Below are 16,664 nucleotides of genomic sequence, written 5' to 3'. Positions count from 1 at the left end.
GAACCGTATTGTCCGTCGCAGTATGTCCCGGAGCAGGGACACCAGATGTTCGACATTGAGAAGCTGTGCGCGTTGGTATACGGGGACCTGGTCGGGGGACGGGCAGTTGATTGGAAAGAGCGGCTGGCGGAGTCTCGGCGTGGGCCGGCGAAGACGGCGCCCTCTTCACGGCCACGGGTGCACTCGACACCGAAGGGTTCGGTACCCAGGAAAAGGCCGTCCAGGCCAGCACCGAGGTCCGTCGTTCCTGTGCCTGTGCCGACGGCGAATACGCACCGAAGAAGAGAAAAGCCGCGCGGGCAGCAGGAGGCGGCGTCGCGGCCGGATCGGCCGTCGACATCCGTCACGGTGCGAGGAAACAACGCCAGGCGCGGCGTTCGCCGGCACCGTCAGGACAACGACTCACGCTCGCCGCGGAGCGGTGTGCGAGTGAGGCCGGCGGTTCCGCCGTTGCCCTCCCCATCCCCTTCATCCTCGCGGCCAGCGCCGTCGCCTGCGGTGGGTGCCGGTGAAGGCACGGCGGCGGGCAAGCGGGCCGGGACCTCTTCTTCGGTGGGGCGGCCGCTTGGTGCTGCGCTGCTGTTCGGGGTGATGGTCATGCTGCTGGCCGCGGTGCTGATCAGTCGTCGCCGCTTTCGGCCGCGCGTGGCCGTTGCGGGCTCTTCGGGAGGCCGTGCTGGCGGGCCCCCTGATGGCGGCGGGGACGAAGGCATGGTGGCTGCCGCTGCCGCGATGGCGCCTGAAATCCATGCCGCCGTGGCGGGGTTCGTTGCCGGCAACTGCCGTGGCGAGGAAGAGGCAGACGAAGAAGCAGTCAGGGCCGAAGGAGAGGCGCAAGACGATGCACCTCGGCCGGGCGCGCTAGAGACAGACGCCGGCGAGACGGGCCTCATTGATCCGGGGCGCGCAGTCGCAGCTTCTCCTTCCATGGCGTTGACAGCGTCTGGGTTCGTGGTGGTGCCGGGGAAGGCGAAGGCCGAGGTGCTGGGAGTGCCGCGGTTGTCGTATGGCGGGGCGGAGCTTTCTTTCGGTCGTGCGGAGGCGTCCGATCTGTTTGCGTTGCTGGCTACGTCACGGGAGGGGGTGTCGACGGAGGGCATCATCGACACTCTGTGGCCGGGCGATGGTGAGCGGGGCGGTCGTCTGTTGGAGTCGGCGGTTCGGCAGCTCAATCAGGTGATGCGGCAGGCGTCTGGTCTTGCGGTGGGGGTGAGGTTCGTGGTGACGGCGCGGCAGCGGCGGCATTTGGCGGCCGCGTACTTCGATGTGGACTATTGGCGGTTTGAGGATGCCTTCGTCCGGGCGGGTACTGCGGAGGAGGAGCCGGCTCGGCTTGCTGCGTTGCAGGAGATGCTGACCTTGTATCGGGGGCCGCTGCTGGCCGAGCGTGATGGGTCGTGGGTGCTTCCCCGGCGCCAGGCTGCCCAGACTCGGGCTGTCGATGCTGCCGCTCGGCTGGCTGAGTCGCGGCGTAGGGCTGATCCGGAGCGCGCGCTGGATGTGCTCATGCTGGCGGTGGAGCGCATCGACCCGCACAGCGAGGTGCTGTGGTGCGGAATTATGTCGCTCCATGGCGAGTTGGGCCGGCTGCCTGCTGTACGGCGCTCGTTCGAGCTGCTGCGGGAGAGGTTGGCGGAGATCGACGCGGTGCCGAGTCCGCAGGCGCGGCAGGTGTATGAGCGATTCGTTCGTTAGCCAGCCGGTGCTGCGGGCGAGTGGCGGGCGACGGAGGAGAGCCCTGGTGATTTCACCAGCTACTCCCTGGCCCCACCTACCAGCGGTTTCCGGCTCCACCCATCAGGGCGATCAAGGCTTGATCACCAGCGAGATTTGGCCCCCACCCCAGCGGTCGTCACCCCGAAAGCCGGTGAGGTGGGGGCGGGCTTTCGGAGTGGTCGGGCTGTGCCGCTGGTCGCCAAGGGGTGAAGAGCAACCGCTGACGCAACGGGTGGGCGAGCGCCGCGAACTGCTCAGGCGCGCCGATCTCCAGAACGCCCTCAGGAGGTGGCGAGTGGGATGGTTGAAGGTGTTTGAACGGTTTTGACGTTTTCGTCAGGGCGGTGCTCTACTCCCTGCCATGACGACTCTGACGAACCTTCAGCCCGCCCCTGTCATCGATGAGACAGCCCGACTGCTGACCGAGCACTACGTTTTCCCCGAGATAGCCGAGCAGCTCGCCGATCTGCTCCAACGACGCCTCGCCGAGGGCGCCTATGACGTCGACGGTGCCGAGGAACTCGCCCGTTTGGTCACCGCGGACCTGCAGTCCGTCAACGACGACAAACACCTGAGACTGAAGCACCACGCCGACCCGGTGTCCCCCAAGGAGGGCGCGGCAACCCTGGAGTCCATCCGCCGCGACTTCGACACCTCGCTGGGCGGTGCGCCCCGGGTGGAGTTGCTCGACGGAGGGGTCGCCGTGGTGGAGCTGGCGCCGATGCTGTTTCCGCTGGAGTGGGCCGCCGAACCGCTGAGCGCCGCGCTCACCCTGGCCTCCAGCGCCCAGGCGCTGATCGTGGACCTTCGCAACAACCGGGGCGGCGACCCGGACACCGTCGCCTTCGTTTGCAGTTACCTCCTGGACGAGCGCACCCACCTCAACACCATGTACTGGCGCAGGGGCGAGCGCAGCGAGCAGTCCTGGAGCCTGCCGCACGTTCCCGGCGCGCGTCTGGGCGGCAGCAAACCGTTGTACGTGTTGTCCAGTGACAGCACCTTCTCGGCCGCCGAGGAACTGGCCTACGACCTGCAACAGCTCGGCCGCGCCGTTGTCGTCGGCGAGCCCACCCGCGGCGGCGCACACCCATGTAAAGGCTGGACCGTGCATCCCCACCTGGAAGCCACCGTCCCGACCGGCCGCGCCATCAACCCCGTCTCCGGCGCGAACTGGGAGGGCACCGGTGTGCAGCCGGACGTCCCTTGCCCTGCCGCGGAATCCCTCGACCAGGCACACGCACTGGCCCTCGCCCGACTGGCAGGCTGACGCAGTCCAGCTCATCGACCGTGTGGTATCAAATGTCGTTCGTGATCAAGGCGACTGGAGCTTCGGGCCTGGTACCGGACTGCGCTGGGTGTGGTACCAATACTCATGCTTCATGCCAGGCGCTCCCCGGGGTGGGGCCAGTTCTCATCGGTGTCCTGTGCTCGATTGGCACCGAAGTTGGATCAACCACGAGTTCGTGCCATCGAACCCTGACCGGATGGCACAAAGGCGCGAGGTCGCCCTGGTCAGTCCTCGCGGGTCTCGATGACGATGGTCTCGAGGACGATGTCGTTGACGGGCCGGTCGGTGCGGGGGTTGGTGGCGGCGCCGGCGATGGCGTCGACGACCTTCTTGCCGGCGTCGTTGGTGACCTCGCCGAAGATGGTGTGTTTGCCTGTGAGCCAGGCGGTCGGGCTGAGGGTGATGAAGAACTGGGAGCCGTTGGTGCCCGGACCGGAGTTGGCCATGGCGAGCAGGTAGGGCTTGTTGAAGGCGAGGTCGGGGTGGAACTCGTCCCTGAACTCATATCCGGGGCCGCCGGTGCCGTTTCCGAGCGGGTCGCCGCCCTGGATCATGAATCCGCTGATCACCCGGTGGAAGACCGTGCCATCGTAGAGAGGGGTCGTGGTTTTCTCCTCCGTTGCCGGGTGGACCCACTCCCGTTCGCCCCTGGCCAGCTCGACGAAGTTCGTCACGGTCGCTGGCGCATGCTTCGGTAGGAGCCGGATCTCGATGTCACCCTGGTTGGTCTTGAGTGTGGCGTACAGCTGCTCAGCCATGCACCGCTCCTTGTCTAGTAGTCAATAGGTCACTCAAGGTTACTACTTGTCTGTTGTCTGGCGAGGTCTCGCCACCCGTCGCCTCCCAAGATCCATCGTTCGCCAGCCAGTCCGCGCTCCACACCGGTGGTCCACCAACTTCGGTGGCAAACCGGTCAAGGTTCGCTGTCACAGGACAACCGGATATGAATCCGCTTCATCCCGGTTGGTCCAGCGGACTTCGTCAGGGGGTAGGTGGAGCCAGAATTCGTTCCTGAACTCAGCCCTGGCTCTGCGGGGCTTATCCAGCTGTTCGGTGTAGCGCGTGCTGGTCGCGCGGGGTGTAGGTGGCCAGCATGGCGGGGGTGAGCAGGTGGGCAGGTTGAGTGCCGTAGATGCGGGCCAGGAGGCGCAGGGTGTAGAGGGAGGGGCGCCGGCCTGTCTCGGGCCAGGTTTCATGCTCGTAGAGGCGTGATTCGCGCAGTCCCGCGCCGGTGGTGTCGGTGAGGCGGTGGAAGGCGGCGACTACCTGGGCGGCGGTGAGTCCGGCGGCGTGGCGGTAGAGGCGTAGCGGTGTGGCGGGGTGGTCGAGGGCGAGGATGACGGCGATCTGGTCGATGCTGAAGCCGTGCTGGCGCAGGTATCGGCTGCGACGGCGGCAGTCGAGCAGCGTCTGGTATCCGGTTCCGGACATGTGTCGACGTCCCCTTTCCTGCGGCACGCGGGCGTCGCGTGATCCGGGGGACGGTAGGCGGCCTCTGGGGAGGGACTCCAGTCTCGGCGTGGGGTGGTCGATCGGGCGGTCACGGGAGCCGTTGGTGGGTGGTTCGGGGCATGGCCGCAGGTCGGGGCGGGGATGGGCGTGGGGTTGCGGTTGGGGGTGTGATTCGGGCGGTGAGGTGAGTGATCGTGCTGGTCGTTCCCGGATGTGCCGGGGCCGTGACCGGAAGGGATCCGCCAGCATGGATAACCGCACGCAGTACTCCTCGGGCGAGGCGAGCCATCTCCTCGCACCGCGTACGCACCGGCAGCCGCGTGGGGAGGAGTTCCCGGATTTGGCGCCGGGATTGGTGATGTCGACTTTCCGCTCTCGGCCGGTGTGGGGTGGGATGGCCTGGCGGCAGGCGTTCCCGGGGCGGGCGGATCAGTCGGCTCTGGCGCGTCGCCTGGTGGGCCAGTTGCTGGCGGACACCGGCCGGAGGCAGGACGCGGAGTGGGTGACGGCCGAGCTGGTCGCCAACGCGCTGCACCACTCATGTTCGGGTCACTCGTGTTCGGGACAGGCGCAGGGGTTCTTCGTGGTGGAGGTGCTGCGCGGCGCGGGCGTGGCCCGGATCGTGGTGTATGACCTGGGCGGGGGTTCGGTTCCGGACTTCTCTCAGAGGCCGGGTTCGCTGCTGGGGCTGGCCGAGCACGGGCGAGGGCTGGCCGGGGTGGCTGAGCTGGCGGTCCGATTCGGGGCTGCGGGTGATGCGAGTACCGGGCATGCGGTGTGGGTCGAGCTGGCCCTGTCCGGGGAGCCGGTTCCGGCGCCCGCACCAGCAGTGGCCGCATCGCCCACTGCGGCGACAGCTGGTGCGGGCGAGCCAGAACCGGGCGGTTCGCGCGAGCCGATGCCGGTGGGCTCCGGTGGGGTCGCCGAGGAAGCGGGCCGTGTCGTCGCCGGTAGCGGCTTGTCGCCAGTGGGCTGTGAGGGGGTCTCCGGTGAAGAGCCGGGTGGCCTGGTGGGTGGTCTTCCGGTTTCAGTGGATAGACCGGGCTTCGGCAGGGGGGAGGCGGTTGTTGGCCTGGACCCTTCCGTGGGCGTGCGGGAGGGGTGGTGAGGCAGAGGGCGGGCCAGGCGTCCGCGTTCGGTCAGGAGCCGTGGGCACGGCAGGCAGTGGCCGGGCTGCGCCGGGACTGGCCGGATTGGGCCTTCCTGATAGTGGGGTATCGGTGGCTCGCGATGCGGGGCAAGCAGGTGGTGATCAGCGCGGCTGGGCCGCAGGAACTCCGTCAGGCCCTGCCATGCCTCCCTCCAGAGCCGAATGTGACCGGGCCGAACGTGACGGGGCTGAGTGTGACGGGGCTGAGTGTGACGGGGCTGGGTGTGACCGGGCCGTCATCGGGGTCCGGATTGGCTGTGCTGGGCTTGGTCGGGGGCGGTGCGTCAGAGCTCGGCCCGGTGCTGCCGAGGTTGGCCGAGCTGTTGGTGGCGGGGCCTGGTGTGGGCTGGGCGGGGGTGAGCGGGTCGCCGTCATCGGGCTCGGCGTGTACGGCGGGCACCGGTGGTGGTGGGGTGTGTGGGGGTGCCGGTACGGGGTTGAGCGGCACCGTGGCGGCGGTTGCGCCGTTGCCGGGGGCGTTGACCGCTGAACGGTCGGGGACGGGCACGTGGGCGGTTGCTGCCGCTGACGGGGCGCGGGTGGGGTGGTGGCCGTACGGGTGGTCGTGGTGGCCGTGGGGTAGGTGGCGGGACCGCTCCCGGCTGCAAGCGCGGGCCGGGGAAGGCGGCAGACGGGCGGGCCGGGACCGGCTTCCTGTTGGCGGGGCCAGGCCGCGTCATCGGCGGGTCCGCTCGACGCCTGCCGCAGCGGTGGTGGCCGCTGCCGTTGCCGCCTGAGCGGTGATGGGTCCCGGGGTGTGACGGGCGGGGGTGCGGGCTTGACACCTGGGGTGCAGGTGGGCGTTGATACCCCTTCGCCCGTCCGGCCGGGCTGGGGGTGCTGGGCGGGCGGACCTGGGTGGGTTCGCCTCGCGTCGGAGGCGAGGCGAACCCACCCTTGGGGTTGGGGACGTGGCCGCGTCAACCTCGGGTCCCGCGTGGGCTATCGGGGTATGGGCGGCGGAGGCGGCGGCGGAGGCGTGTCGGATGGGGGCAGATCTCCGTACCGGAAATAGGGGTGGCGTTCCCTCCCGCGATTAAGGCCGCTACCCCGCACAGGTGTTGTTTTCGCAGGTCTTCCCGGTTTCGGACAGTGCGGTGGGCGGCCCGACTCGTCTAAGGACGAGTCCTTTGAATATGTGTGCGCGTGTGTTCTCCTGGCCTGACGGCGCTACCTGTTGGTTTGTCTCCCTCTTTTACCTCTTCCCTCTCCTGCCTGTCAGCAGTATCCGGCCGGCCCGTGGCCTGGCGCGCGGCCGGCTCCTGCGCCGACCTCGGCCTGGACGGCGAGCAGTGTTTTCGGCTGGGGTGGTGACGTGATGTCTGACGTGCGGCGGGGCGGCACGGCCGGGGCCCGTGCGGCGTCCGGGGAGGCGTCCCGCGTGGCGTCGGGAAGCCTCCCGGAAAACTTTACCTTAATAGCCGCTAGAAAAGTCCCGCGCGCTATAGGTGGCGGCGTTATCGAGATAAAATGAGAATGTCAGCGAGAAAAAGGCGAAAGGTGAAGGAAAATGGCGCATGGTGGGGGCGAATTCGACGGCGAGTTCATGGCGATTGCGGCGGCTGACATCCGGTCGACGGATGTGGTGCTGAACCCGGCCCGGTACGTGACGGGCACGGCGGATCTACCCGGCGGCGTGATCGACATTTTCCGTCCGGCTGACCCGTCGCGGGCGTGTGAGGGATGTGATGCGGGGCCGGGGGAACCGTGCGGATGGGATTGTCTGGGGTTGGCGGCGTTGGATGACGCCACGGGGTACGGGTTCGCCGACGCGGGCTGACCGGCCCGGGGGACACGTGGCCCCGGTACCGCCGTAAGGGCGGTGCCGGGGCCGTTCCTTTCCCGTTGCCCGGTCAGGCGGGGATGGGCGTGCCGGGCATGTCAGCGCTATCTGTGCTGTCCGTGGTGGGTGTGGGTGGGTGGATGGCGAGGTGGGTGGCGATCATTGCGGCGATGTCGGCGGGTGGGGTATCGGCCGAGGCGACGGGTTCCAGGCTGGGATTGCCGGGGGCGGCGGAGTGGGTGCATAGGTAGGCCCACTCGATCGTGAGCGGGGGCGCGGGAGGCTGATCGGGTGTGGTGGGCAGGGGGATGGTCAGCTCGATGAGGTGGCCGTCAGGTGAGCGGTAGAGCTGATCGAACAGATGGGTTCGCCGTACGCCCTGAAACCTGCGGTTCAGTCCGTGTTCGGCGAGGGCGCGGGTGTAGGGCAGCGTCAGGGGCATGCACGCGGCGATGTCGGCGCGGTCGAGGTAGAGGTCGCCGAGGGTGTCGGTCAGGTGGGCGGCGATCACGTCGAAGTCGGGCTGTGCGCCCGGCGTGCATGCCTGGCAGGTGTGGGCCTCTTCGCCGGGGTCGCAAAAGCCTCCCAGGGCGAACATCTCCTCGTAGGTGCAGATTTCGAGGAGGCTGCCGTCATCGCCGCGTTCCGGGCGGACGATGACGGGTTGAACATCGCGGTCGTCCCACATGATCGCCCATCCGGGGCCGTGGTCGATGAGCGCGCGGGCGTGCCGGGGGCTGACCATACGGCGGGCGGTGGTGGTGTTGGCGCGTGTCATGCGGTGCCTTTCGATTTCCCCGGCGTGTTATTCCGGTGCCGTGACCGGCGGTGTTTACCGCCTCATTCCATGGACGCTCGATCCGCAATGTTTGTCAACCGCGATGCGCATTAACCCCGCAGTTGCTTTCGCGCGGTATTCGGGCATTCGGGCATCGTTTGCCATCGTCCGGTGAAATAGGTGAAGAGCTGGACGCGCGTTTCATGTCAAGCCGATCTCATGGGCTTCTCGCGAGATGTTTCCGCAGATCAGTGGTTGGTTTGTTAGGTCAGCCTCTCCAGCCGTTGGGGTGACATAGAAAATGGCCCGGTCGACTTGCCGTCCGCGTTGCTTGCGAGGGATGGTCGTGACGCAAACGAAAAGCACCGGCCCGGACGGGGGCCGGTAGGGCGACTGGAAAGGGCGTCACGAAATGGCTATTCAAACCCCGGAAATGACCGTCACCAAAACCGTTCCCGCTGACGCGGAAACCGCCGTCACCATTCCCGCTGACGTCGCGCCTGTGACGGCCCCTGACGGCCCCGACGCCGCTACCCCGGACACCGACCTCGCCACGGATGCGGACGCGCGTGTGACGGCGGTGTGGGCCGCGCTCAACGCCGAGCCCGGCGCGTCCGCCACGGTGATCGGGGCGGCGGCCGGGCTGAACCGGATGGTCGCGGGCAAGATCCTCAACCAGTTCGAGGCCGAGGGACGTGCCCGCCGCGAACCGGGGGTGAATGACGGTCAGACGCGGGGCCGCGCGGCCGACCGGTGGTTCCCGATCACCGCTGACACGGCCGTGCTGACCGGCACCGCCGACGCGTCGGCCCTGGCCCCGGAGCCGTCGGATGTCGCGCCCGCCGCGATCACCACGCCGGACACGGAAACCCCGAACGCGGACACAGCACCCGCGTCGGATGAGGAGGCGGTCCCGTCTGCCATCGTTTCGGCCGACCCCGCCATCGCGGAGGAGCCGACCGACGAGGCGGACCTGGCTGAGGAGCCGGGCGGCCAGCCGGAGGGTCTGAGCGTCGACGACACGGCCGGTCAGGGCTCGGAAGACCAGCCGGGCGGCGAACTCGACTCGGTTCCCGACGCCGACATGTCCGAGCCGGTGTCTGAGCCGGTGGCCGATGATCCGGCATGGGCGCAGGCGCGGGCGGACCTGACGGAACTGATCGAACTGTTCGGCGGGGTGATCTCGGCACAGGGCGAGGGGAACGCCGTGATGGCGTTGGGGTACTTGGAAATGGCGATGACGAAGGTCGCCTCGGCGCACCGTAACGTGCGGGCGGTGCTGACCGGCACCACCGCCGCCCCGGCCCGCCCGGCGGCGGCCCGTCCGGGTGCCGCAAGCGGCGCGGGTGCGGGGGACGGGGTTCGGCCGAGTGCGTTGCGGGACATGGTGCACGCGCACCTGATCGAGTTCCCGGACAAGGACTTCACCCCGTATGAGATCGGGCGGGCGCTGGACCGTTCGTCCGGCGCGGTGGCCAACGCGTTGGACCGGCTGGTCAGCCTCGGTGATGCGGTGCTGTCCTGTGAGCGGCCCCGCCGCTTCGCCCTCGCCCCCACCGCCACCCCCGCCACGGTTGCGGCTGTCCCCGCCGACGCTGACGCCGAGAACACCGTGAGGGCCGACACCCACCGCGACTGATCCGGGTGCGGGCGGGCCGCCCCAACCGGCCCGCCCCACCCGCCGCCTCGGCCCTGCGCCGGGCTGCGACACCCCCTGTCACCCACTGATCACCGGCGTACCGCCCTCGACACGGCGGGACCGGACCCCACCACACCCCAGCGCTTCTGTTTCGCATGCCCGCACATCACCACCACGCATCACCACCACGCATCAGCACCGCACATCAGAAAGGGAACTGTCATGGCTCACGAGATCGAGGTCTTCGCCAACGGTTCGGCCGGGTTTGCCGCCGCCGGTAAGCCGGGCTGGCACGGGCTCGGTTACACCGCGCCCGGCCCGATGACCGCCGAGGACCTGCTGTCCAACGCCCAGCTCGCCGGGTGGAACGTGCGCAAGGTGCCGGTCGGCCAGGTCATCGACCCGCTCACCGGCCTGCCGGTCGTTACGGATGAGGACTTCCTGGTGGTGCGGACCAACCCGGTCACCGGGGCGCCCGAACGGCTCGGCCGGGTCGGCCGGGACTATCAGGTCCTGCAGAACGAGGACGTGACCGGGTTCCTGCAGACGCTGGTGGATGAGTCGGGGGCGATCTTCGACACGGGCGGTTCGCTGAACGGCGGGCGGCGGGTGTTCGTCACGATGCGGCTGCCCGAGCCGCTCATGGTCGGCGGGTTCGACCAGCTCGACCTGTATCTGGCGGCGTTTTCCCGGCATGACGGGTGGGGGTCGTTCGTCACCGTCGCCACCCCGGTCCGGGTGGTGTGCGCGAACACCGAACGGGCCGCGCTGGCCAACCACGCCTCGAAGTTCACCGTCCGGCATACCGGCAACGTGGCCGGGCGCATCGCCGAGGCGCGGGAGGCGCTGAAGCTGACCTGGAAGCACGGGCAAGCGTTCGCCGCCGAGGCCGAGAAACTCCTCGCCATGCCGATGGAGGTGAAGGAGTTCCGGCAGTTCGCCAACCGGCTCCACCCCCTCCCGGCCGACGCCAAAGAGCTCGCGAAGCGTAATCACGATCTGACCATGCGGGATCTGGAGTACCTGTTCACGCAGGCCCCGACGCAGGAGCCGATCCGCAACACGCGCTGGGCCGCCTACAACGCGGTGACCGAGCGGCTGGACCACAAGAGCCCGGTGTTCGGCAGCCGCGACGTGGCGACGGTGCGGGCGGAGCGGGCCCTGCTGGACGACCACGACAACGCCAAACTCAAGGCCCGCGCGTTCCGGCTCCTGGCCACCGCCTGACCCATAGCGCCACAGCGCCCACAGCGCCGGTGTCCGGTACGGGCCCCCGCACGGGGGCCGTACCGGACCCACACCGGCCATTGTCCGACCGGCGGCACAAGGCCGCCCGCCCCCCGATCCCGGGGTTGCCCGAGCGGCAGGGTCCGGGCCGAGGTTCCAACCCGGCTGGTACCCCGGGCCTCGCGTACGTCATCAACCGCTACCGAAGGAGATCGTCATGGGACGACTCGAAGACCTGGCCGTCCACTACGCCAACGCGGCCCGCTGGGAACTCGGCGAGGCCCTCAACCGCATCGCCTGCCTCGATGACGAGGGCACGTTGCACGATAAGGACCTGGGCCGTATCGCTTACGCCTATCAGCGGTTGTCGTGGTGGCAGCAGGTCACCGACCTTACGCACGGCCGCGAGGAGGCCGTCGACGGCGCGACCGCGCTGCTGACCGTGCGGCAACGGGCTCAGGACCTGCTGATCAACGCCCGCCCGGTGAACAACGGCGGCTTGTTCGCCCTGGCGATGGCCGAGTCCCGCAGAGGTGGCGCGCGGGCGTTCCTGGACGCGACCGAGAAGCTCGCCGAGGCGCTGGCCCTGCCTTCCGATCACGACACCCGTCCGGCCGACACCGGCGGGCCCGCGACCTCGACCGAGCGGGCCTCGGCCTCGGAGCGTCGCCCGTGACGGCGTGTGCGGGGTCGCGTCTCACCGTCCGCCCCCTTGTCCGCCGCACGGGCCTGCGCCCTGCTCGGCTCGAGCGGGGCGATGTGCCGAGCCGTCAGCCGGGCGGCCACCCCATGACCCTCACCCTCAACAGTCCCTGTCACACCAGCGAAAGGACAACACACGATGGATCACCGCTACCAGCCCGGCCCTCTGCCCCCGCCCGGTGAACCGAACAGCACCCCTCCCGCCCGGGACGGCACCACATCTCAGGAGGAGACGGCGCGGCGCTCGTGTGAGCAACTGACCACCGAGAAGATCACCGCCGCTCGCCACGCCTTCTACACGGCGGCAGCGAAGGCGATCTTCGCCTTGCAGAACGGGCAACGGCTCTGTGGCGAGCAGGTGTTCACCGCCGCCCACGCTCAGGCATCGCGCGCCTGGTGGGATCTGGTCGATGAGGAGATCACCGGTAAGAAGCTGACCTCCGATCACGCGGTGCGGCGGGTGCGTTCCTGGGCCCGCCACTACCTCACCGGGGAGCCTCCGGTGGCCCGGCCGGGCACGCTGTTCGATCACGCTCTGGCCCACGCCGCGCGCATGGCCGCCCGCGACTTTCTCCACGACAGCGGCCACCTGCTCACCCAGCACCTCATCCAGCAGAGCGCCCATCCGATCGCGGCCACGCCCGTGGACCACGACCACCCCCGACCGGACAGCCCCGCCCCGCCAGCCTCGACGGCGGCGGGGCCATGACCGGCCAGCCGACCCCGCCCGCGCATCCCGGCGCTGGCGACACCCCCAAAGAAGGGACACCCATGTCATGAACAACTCCCAGCAGCATCCAGCCCCCGCCGCACCCTCAGGAAAGGTTCCGGCCGCGCTGGAGACGGTCATCGAGCAGGCCCGCAGCGCCCGCCAGCATCACCTCGACGACATCGTCCGGCGTCTTGGCCGGGGCGAACGGCTGAGCGCCGAGCAGATCTACACCACCCTGCGCGCACAGACCCTGTGCACATGGTGGCGGCTGCTGGCTCGGCACCTCGAGTACGCCGATGGCGGAGGCGTGCGTCCGGCTGAGGCCCTGTCCAGGTTCGTCTCCTGGATCACCCCTTACCTCGATGACCCCACCCCACCAGACCCCAACGTGACCACACGAGCACCCGGACGCAACGGCGAACTCGAGTTCGCCCTGGCCCACCTCGACCACAGCCTCGCCCTCATCCGGCAAGGCGCCGCCCGCATCTTCCTCGCCCAGACCGAGATACTCGCGCCGGCCTGCTCTGCGCAGCAGTCTCCGAGTGCCTCGACCGGGCAGGAGGCCACGGCATGATCCACCCCCACGTCACCGGCACCGTCACCGGCACCGGCGAGCCCGCGTCCGCCGCGCCGCAGTCACCGGCCACCCGTAAGTCCGGATCGGGCCGGGCGGATAGCACGGGTGTGGAGGTCTTCCAGATGCTCGGCTGGCGCTGGGACATCACCGAGGCAAAGAAGCTCACTCAGGGCCGGGCCCCGGATGGGCGGATCCAAACCTGGTGGTGGGCGGGCATGGTTCAGCTGGTCGCCATCGACGCCGAGCACGCGGCCCAGGTGGATCTGTCCGAGCCTTTGATCATGGCCACGGTCCCGAACGGCGGCATGCTGATCATCGACGGCTGGCACCGCCTGTGCAGGGCCCTGGCCGTCGGGGTTGAGGAGCTGTTCGCCGTGGTTCTCACGGAAGAGGAGGAGCTTGCCTGCCGGATCTTCGACCGCGAAGACGACGACGAGGAAGAGACGGAGGGAGAGGCGACGGACGAGGACATGTTCGGTAGCGCCTGATCCGGTGGCATAGGGGGTGCGCCCCGTCCAGCACAGAGAAAGTGCGCTGGCCGGGGCACACCTCCTCCACCACCGGGTCTCATGACGTTAGCGGCTTAGCGCTCCCCTATACACATAGGTGCCCGCCTTGATCTGCGCGATGATCTCCTTCACGTCTTTTACGGGGCCCAACGGCGGGCTCGTGTCGGGGGCTGGTCGGGTACGGGCTGAGGTGGGGGGGCGGGCTTGTTCGCCTCGGGCCTGGACCTGATCCTTTTGACGAGAGGTCCGCCGCCGTCGGGGGCACCTGCTGGGCGGGGGTAGAGGGTGTGCCCGATAAGCCGGAGCACGGACTCGACGGGGAGCAGGTAGTCGATGAGGCTGGTCTCGTCGTCGTCGGACAGGGTGGGGTCCTGGGGCCGGTTGCGGTTGCGCAGATCGACCTGCCTGGCCTTGGCGAGGTGGTCGTAGAGGCGCCCTTCGAGCCATCCGGCTTCGCTGCTGTTGAGCGTTTCGTCGTCGTTGGATTCGTAGCGGATGAGCAGCGCCCGGTACCAGTGGTCGCGGTCCTTGAGCTGCTGGAGGACGCGGTGGCGGAGGCCGGGGTTGGTGGCTTTGCCGACGTAGGCTCCCCACCGCCCGTGGGTGTCGGGGCGGTCGAGCAGGAGGTAGGCGCCGGGGACGTTCCAGCCTCGTTCGAGGCGGTTGGCGTGGTCGCGGTCGAGCAGGAGCATGCCGGCGACCTTGTGCTTGGCGCGGATCTTGATCGGGTTGTTGAGGTCGTAGGAGAGGCTGACCACGAGCTGGGACGGGGCAAACCGCATCGCGCACACGAGGTGCCTCCTTCACCTGCGAACCCATGGAGATCTTCCCGGACAGTATCGGAAACATTCCTCTGCGTGACTGCGAGTTGCAGGAAGAAACGAGCAGCTCACCCGCCGGATAGGTACTACGCCGGTGCCGGACGACGCTCTGGCGGGTGCGGTGACAGCCATGGTTGGGTCCGTCAGCCCGCGCGATCCGCCGTGGCTGTGGCCCCGGGATGCGGTGGCGGCTGTCCACGGCGCTTGAGGGCCGTACGGCGGCCGTAGAGTATCCCCCCGGGGCCCGGTGTTGAGCGGCGTTGCAGCGGGGTGTGGCCTGCGGTTAGCGGGGGTCGGGTTGGCCGGTGACGGCGTGGGTGGTGGGGCGGGTGAACTCGATCAAGTCCCGCCGCTGGTAGCTGTCGATTTTGACGACGCTGCGCCGGTTGGGTGCGTGGATCATCTGGCCGTTTCCGATGACGAGGCCGACGTGTCCGGGGCCGTCTGCATCCATGTGGAAGAAGGCCAGATCCCCGGGCTGTTCTTGACCGGCTGGGATGGGTGGGCCGTGGCGCCATTGGTCGGCGGCGACGCGGGGGATGCTGATTCCGGCGGCTTGGTAGGCGCGCATGGTCAGCCCGGAGCAGTCGAAGGCAGTAGGGCCTTCGGCACCCCAAAGGTACGGTTTGCCCAGTTGAGCGTGCGCGTATGCGAGTACGGCGGCGATGTGCTCGCCGGGGATGGGCGGGACGCAGGTCCCGGTGAGGGCGTCAACGGTGCGTTGGGCGAGGGGCTCCCACCGGGCATAGGCGTCGGGGCGGCCGGAGCGCTGGACGGCTTGGGCGGCCCGGGTGAGGGGGAGCTGCTCCCAGCGGGGCACTTTGACCAGGCGGTCGTAGAAGGTGCTGGTGGCGTGGCGGGGATCGAGGACCTTTTCCGGAGTTCCCCAGCCTTGCGAGGGGCGCTGCTGAAACAGGCCCAGTGAATCGAGGTGGCCGTAGTGCACGTTGCGTAGCTGGGACTCCTGCAGAGCGGTGGCGACCGCGATGACGGCTGCCCGCGCGGGCAGGCCGCGCTCCACGGCAATCTGGACGATGAGGGCGGCGTGGGTCTGCTGCTCGAGGTCCAAGGTCAGCGTGGAGGCCACGCCAGTCGCTGTACCGGCCGCGACCGGCTCGCCCGCCGTGCTGCTCGTCGTCGCGGGTGTGATCGCGCAGGCCAGGCCGCCGGGTGTCCCGGAGCCGGTGAGGATGCTGGTGGCGGCCGCGACGAATGCGCAGATGATGAGCAGCAGGAGGGCGGCGCCGGCCGCGGCGGTCTTCACCTGCTCTTGTTGTCTTCTTGGAAGATGCTGTCGAGGAATTCGTCGTAGTTGTCGTCGGCGGCGGTGTGCTGTTGGGGGTTTCGGCCGAGGGCGAGATGGGGCCAGCCGTTGTCGAGGTCGGCCAGCCGCATGCGTGCCTGTCCCGCCTCGGCGGGGATGGGCAGCCAGACGGGTCCGGCGGGGCCGTCGCCGTGGGTGGTGTGGACGGCGGTGGCGATCGGGAGGTCGCTGCCGGTGAGGAGTTTGCGCAGGTTGGTTTCGCGGGTGGGGTTGGGCAGCCAGAACAGGAGCGGGGTGGTGTGGTGGGTGGCGTCGGTGAGGTTGCGGTAGTCGTGGAGTTTGTCGGCGACGCGTTTGAGTGGTTCGGTGCCGGTGTCGTGTTCGAGGAAGAAGTCGATTTGGCGGCCGTTCTCGTGCCAGCAGCCGTAGGCGTCGGGGCGGGCCAGGTCGCTCCATTTCGTGGCGCATTGTCTTTCTGACCACCAGGCTTTCAAGGTGGCTTGCGGGGTGTGGCGGGCATGGCTGTGCAGGTGGGAGAAGAAGTCGTTGACGCCGACCTGGTGGTTCAGTCGGGAGGAGACGGCGACGGGGATGTCGGGGTTGTAGCCGAGTTCTTTGAGGGTGATGCCTTGGCGGGCGGCCAGGGCGGCGGCTCCGGCTTTGCCGAGGGCCCAGTGGATGGGGGCCGAGCCTGCGCCGTATCCGGCCCAGGGCCGGAAGCGGGTGACGGCGTTGAGCTGGAACAGGATGGTCATGCGGGCGCGGGTGGCTTGGGCGATGGTGAAGAACATGCGCTGCAGCTGGTGGGTGGTCAGGACGCGGTGGCGGTGCAGGTGGTCGAGGACCTGGTAGTCGCGCTCGGTCAGTCGCGCGGCGAGCATCATCAACGCGGTGTGATCGAGCCTGGGCTGGGCTGCCGGGATGGGCTGGATGGTGAACCGGGGCAGCTTGCGAGCTGCAGCTGTGCGGGTGGCGGGCTGCTTGGTCGGCTGGCAGGTGCACGAGCAACCGCAGGGCTTGTCGGACATGGTGAACCTCCGTGACGT

General features: G+C 68.9%; 17 protein-coding genes. 10 read left to right on the top strand and 7 right to left on the bottom strand.

What is annotated here, in order from left to right; all coding sequences use genetic code 11:
* Window positions 1-498 precede the first annotated feature (498 nt).
* Window positions 499-1,695, top strand: a complete 1,197-nt coding sequence (locus ACFPZ3_RS29735; protein WP_379517570.1) for an AfsR/SARP family transcriptional regulator — start codon at window positions 499-501, stop codon at window positions 1,693-1,695.
* A 382-nt stretch (window positions 1,696-2,077) separates the two neighbouring features.
* Window positions 2,078-2,983, top strand: a complete 906-nt coding sequence (locus ACFPZ3_RS29730; RefSeq protein ID WP_379517569.1) for a S41 family peptidase — start codon at window positions 2,078-2,080, stop codon at window positions 2,981-2,983.
* Between the two features lie 245 nt (window positions 2,984-3,228).
* Here the strand turns inward: ACFPZ3_RS29730 and ACFPZ3_RS29725 are convergent, their stop codons facing one another.
* Both ACFPZ3_RS29725 and ACFPZ3_RS29720 read right to left on the bottom strand, forming a co-directional pair.
* Window positions 3,229-3,762 carry a peptidylprolyl isomerase gene (locus ACFPZ3_RS29725; protein ID WP_379517568.1) on the bottom strand — a complete coding sequence of 178 codons (534 nt, stop codon included), beginning with the start codon at window positions 3,760-3,762 and terminating at the stop codon, window positions 3,229-3,231.
* 280 nt (window positions 3,763-4,042) lie between these two features.
* Window positions 4,043-4,435: a hypothetical protein gene (locus ACFPZ3_RS29720; protein WP_379517567.1), complete on the bottom strand. Its 393-nt coding sequence runs from the start codon at window positions 4,433-4,435 to the stop codon at window positions 4,043-4,045.
* Between the two features lie 268 nt (window positions 4,436-4,703).
* Between ACFPZ3_RS29720 and ACFPZ3_RS29715 the strand changes: the two genes are divergently transcribed.
* On the top strand, window positions 4,704-5,564 hold the full coding sequence (locus ACFPZ3_RS29715; RefSeq protein ID WP_379517566.1) for an ATP-binding protein: 861 nt from the start codon (window positions 4,704-4,706) through the stop codon (window positions 5,562-5,564).
* Window positions 5,565-5,736: 172 nt separating this feature from the next.
* Here the strand turns inward: ACFPZ3_RS29715 and ACFPZ3_RS29710 are convergent, their stop codons facing one another.
* Entirely contained in the window at window positions 5,737-6,114 is a 378-nt protein-coding gene (locus tag ACFPZ3_RS29710; RefSeq protein WP_379517565.1) for a hypothetical protein, read from the bottom strand.
* 1,002 nt (window positions 6,115-7,116) lie between these two features.
* Between ACFPZ3_RS29710 and ACFPZ3_RS29705 the strand changes: the two genes are divergently transcribed.
* Complete coding sequence (locus tag ACFPZ3_RS29705) at window positions 7,117-7,386, top strand: hypothetical protein (protein ID WP_379517564.1); 270 nt, start codon at window positions 7,117-7,119, stop codon at window positions 7,384-7,386.
* Between the two features lie 73 nt (window positions 7,387-7,459).
* Here ACFPZ3_RS29705 and ACFPZ3_RS29700 read toward each other — a convergent pair whose 3' ends face one another.
* Complete coding sequence (locus ACFPZ3_RS29700) at window positions 7,460-8,167, bottom strand: hypothetical protein (protein WP_379517563.1); 708 nt, start codon at window positions 8,165-8,167, stop codon at window positions 7,460-7,462.
* 433 nt (window positions 8,168-8,600) lie between these two features.
* Between ACFPZ3_RS29700 and ACFPZ3_RS29695 the strand changes: the two genes are divergently transcribed.
* From ACFPZ3_RS29695 to ACFPZ3_RS29670, 6 genes are all read left to right on the top strand, one after another.
* Window positions 8,601-9,806, top strand: coding sequence for a hypothetical protein (locus ACFPZ3_RS29695; RefSeq protein WP_379517562.1), 1,206 nt, complete (start codon window positions 8,601-8,603; stop codon window positions 9,804-9,806).
* A gap of 222 nt (window positions 9,807-10,028) precedes the next feature.
* Window positions 10,029-11,033, top strand: a complete 1,005-nt coding sequence (locus ACFPZ3_RS29690) for a DUF932 domain-containing protein (RefSeq protein WP_379517561.1) — start codon at window positions 10,029-10,031, stop codon at window positions 11,031-11,033.
* 217 nt (window positions 11,034-11,250) lie between these two features.
* Complete coding sequence (locus ACFPZ3_RS29685; protein WP_379517560.1) at window positions 11,251-11,709, top strand: hypothetical protein; 459 nt, start codon at window positions 11,251-11,253, stop codon at window positions 11,707-11,709.
* A 165-nt stretch (window positions 11,710-11,874) separates the two neighbouring features.
* On the top strand, window positions 11,875-12,444 hold the full coding sequence (locus ACFPZ3_RS29680; RefSeq protein ID WP_379517559.1) for a hypothetical protein: 570 nt from the start codon (window positions 11,875-11,877) through the stop codon (window positions 12,442-12,444).
* Between the two features lie 67 nt (window positions 12,445-12,511).
* Entirely contained in the window at window positions 12,512-13,021 is a 510-nt protein-coding gene (locus tag ACFPZ3_RS29675) for a hypothetical protein (RefSeq protein WP_379517558.1), read from the top strand.
* Window positions 13,018-13,512, top strand: a complete 495-nt coding sequence (locus tag ACFPZ3_RS29670) for a hypothetical protein (protein WP_379517557.1) — start codon at window positions 13,018-13,020, stop codon at window positions 13,510-13,512. Before ACFPZ3_RS29675 ends, ACFPZ3_RS29670 begins: the two co-directional genes overlap by 4 nt.
* 158 nt (window positions 13,513-13,670) lie before the next feature.
* Here the strand turns inward: ACFPZ3_RS29670 and ACFPZ3_RS29665 are convergent, their stop codons facing one another.
* The 3 genes from ACFPZ3_RS29665 to ACFPZ3_RS29655 form a co-directional block, all read right to left on the bottom strand.
* Window positions 13,671-14,315: a GIY-YIG nuclease family protein gene (locus tag ACFPZ3_RS29665; protein WP_379517556.1), complete on the bottom strand. Its 645-nt coding sequence runs from the start codon at window positions 14,313-14,315 to the stop codon at window positions 13,671-13,673.
* 322 nt (window positions 14,316-14,637) lie between these two features.
* A complete protein-coding gene (locus ACFPZ3_RS29660; RefSeq protein WP_379517555.1) occupies window positions 14,638-15,618 on the bottom strand; it encodes a C40 family peptidase in 981 nt (326 codons plus the stop codon).
* Complete coding sequence (locus ACFPZ3_RS29655; protein WP_379517554.1) at window positions 15,615-16,646, bottom strand: replication-relaxation family protein; 1,032 nt, start codon at window positions 16,644-16,646, stop codon at window positions 15,615-15,617. Before ACFPZ3_RS29655 ends, ACFPZ3_RS29660 begins: the two co-directional genes overlap by 4 nt.
* Window positions 16,647-16,664: the final 18 nt, after the last annotated feature.

This window comes from Nonomuraea insulae (assembly GCF_042656245.1).
The sequence above is the reverse complement of the archived record's forward strand: the minus strand, read 5'-3'. Positions and strand labels throughout refer to the sequence as shown.

What these genes read in the sequence shown, in the direction of transcription:
- ACFPZ3_RS29730 (WP_379517569.1), top strand. Translation starts at nt 2,078, where the DNA reads ATGACGACTCTGACGAACCTTCAGCCCGCCCCTGTCATCGATGAGACA.
- ACFPZ3_RS29725 (WP_379517568.1), bottom strand. Translation starts at nt 3,762, where the DNA reads ATGGCTGAGCAGCTGTACGCCACACTCAAGACCAACCAGGGTGACATC.
- ACFPZ3_RS29720 (WP_379517567.1), bottom strand. Translation starts at nt 4,435, where the DNA reads ATGTCCGGAACCGGATACCAGACGCTGCTCGACTGCCGCCGTCGCAGC.
- ACFPZ3_RS29715 (WP_379517566.1), top strand. Translation starts at nt 4,704, where the DNA reads ATGGATAACCGCACGCAGTACTCCTCGGGCGAGGCGAGCCATCTCCTC.
- ACFPZ3_RS29705 (WP_379517564.1), top strand. Translation starts at nt 7,117, where the DNA reads ATGGCGCATGGTGGGGGCGAATTCGACGGCGAGTTCATGGCGATTGCG.
- ACFPZ3_RS29700 (WP_379517563.1), bottom strand. Translation starts at nt 8,167, where the DNA reads ATGACACGCGCCAACACCACCACCGCCCGCCGTATGGTCAGCCCCCGG.
- ACFPZ3_RS29695 (WP_379517562.1), top strand. Translation starts at nt 8,601, where the DNA reads ATGACCGTCACCAAAACCGTTCCCGCTGACGCGGAAACCGCCGTCACC.
- ACFPZ3_RS29690 (WP_379517561.1), top strand. Translation starts at nt 10,029, where the DNA reads ATGGCTCACGAGATCGAGGTCTTCGCCAACGGTTCGGCCGGGTTTGCC.
- ACFPZ3_RS29685 (WP_379517560.1), top strand. Translation starts at nt 11,251, where the DNA reads ATGGGACGACTCGAAGACCTGGCCGTCCACTACGCCAACGCGGCCCGC.
- ACFPZ3_RS29680 (WP_379517559.1), top strand. Translation starts at nt 11,875, where the DNA reads ATGGATCACCGCTACCAGCCCGGCCCTCTGCCCCCGCCCGGTGAACCG.
- ACFPZ3_RS29675 (WP_379517558.1), top strand. Translation starts at nt 12,512, where the DNA reads ATGAACAACTCCCAGCAGCATCCAGCCCCCGCCGCACCCTCAGGAAAG.
- ACFPZ3_RS29670 (WP_379517557.1), top strand. Translation starts at nt 13,018, where the DNA reads ATGATCCACCCCCACGTCACCGGCACCGTCACCGGCACCGGCGAGCCC.
- ACFPZ3_RS29665 (WP_379517556.1), bottom strand. Translation starts at nt 14,315, where the DNA reads ATGCGGTTTGCCCCGTCCCAGCTCGTGGTCAGCCTCTCCTACGACCTC.
- ACFPZ3_RS29655 (WP_379517554.1), bottom strand. Translation starts at nt 16,646, where the DNA reads ATGTCCGACAAGCCCTGCGGTTGCTCGTGCACCTGCCAGCCGACCAAG.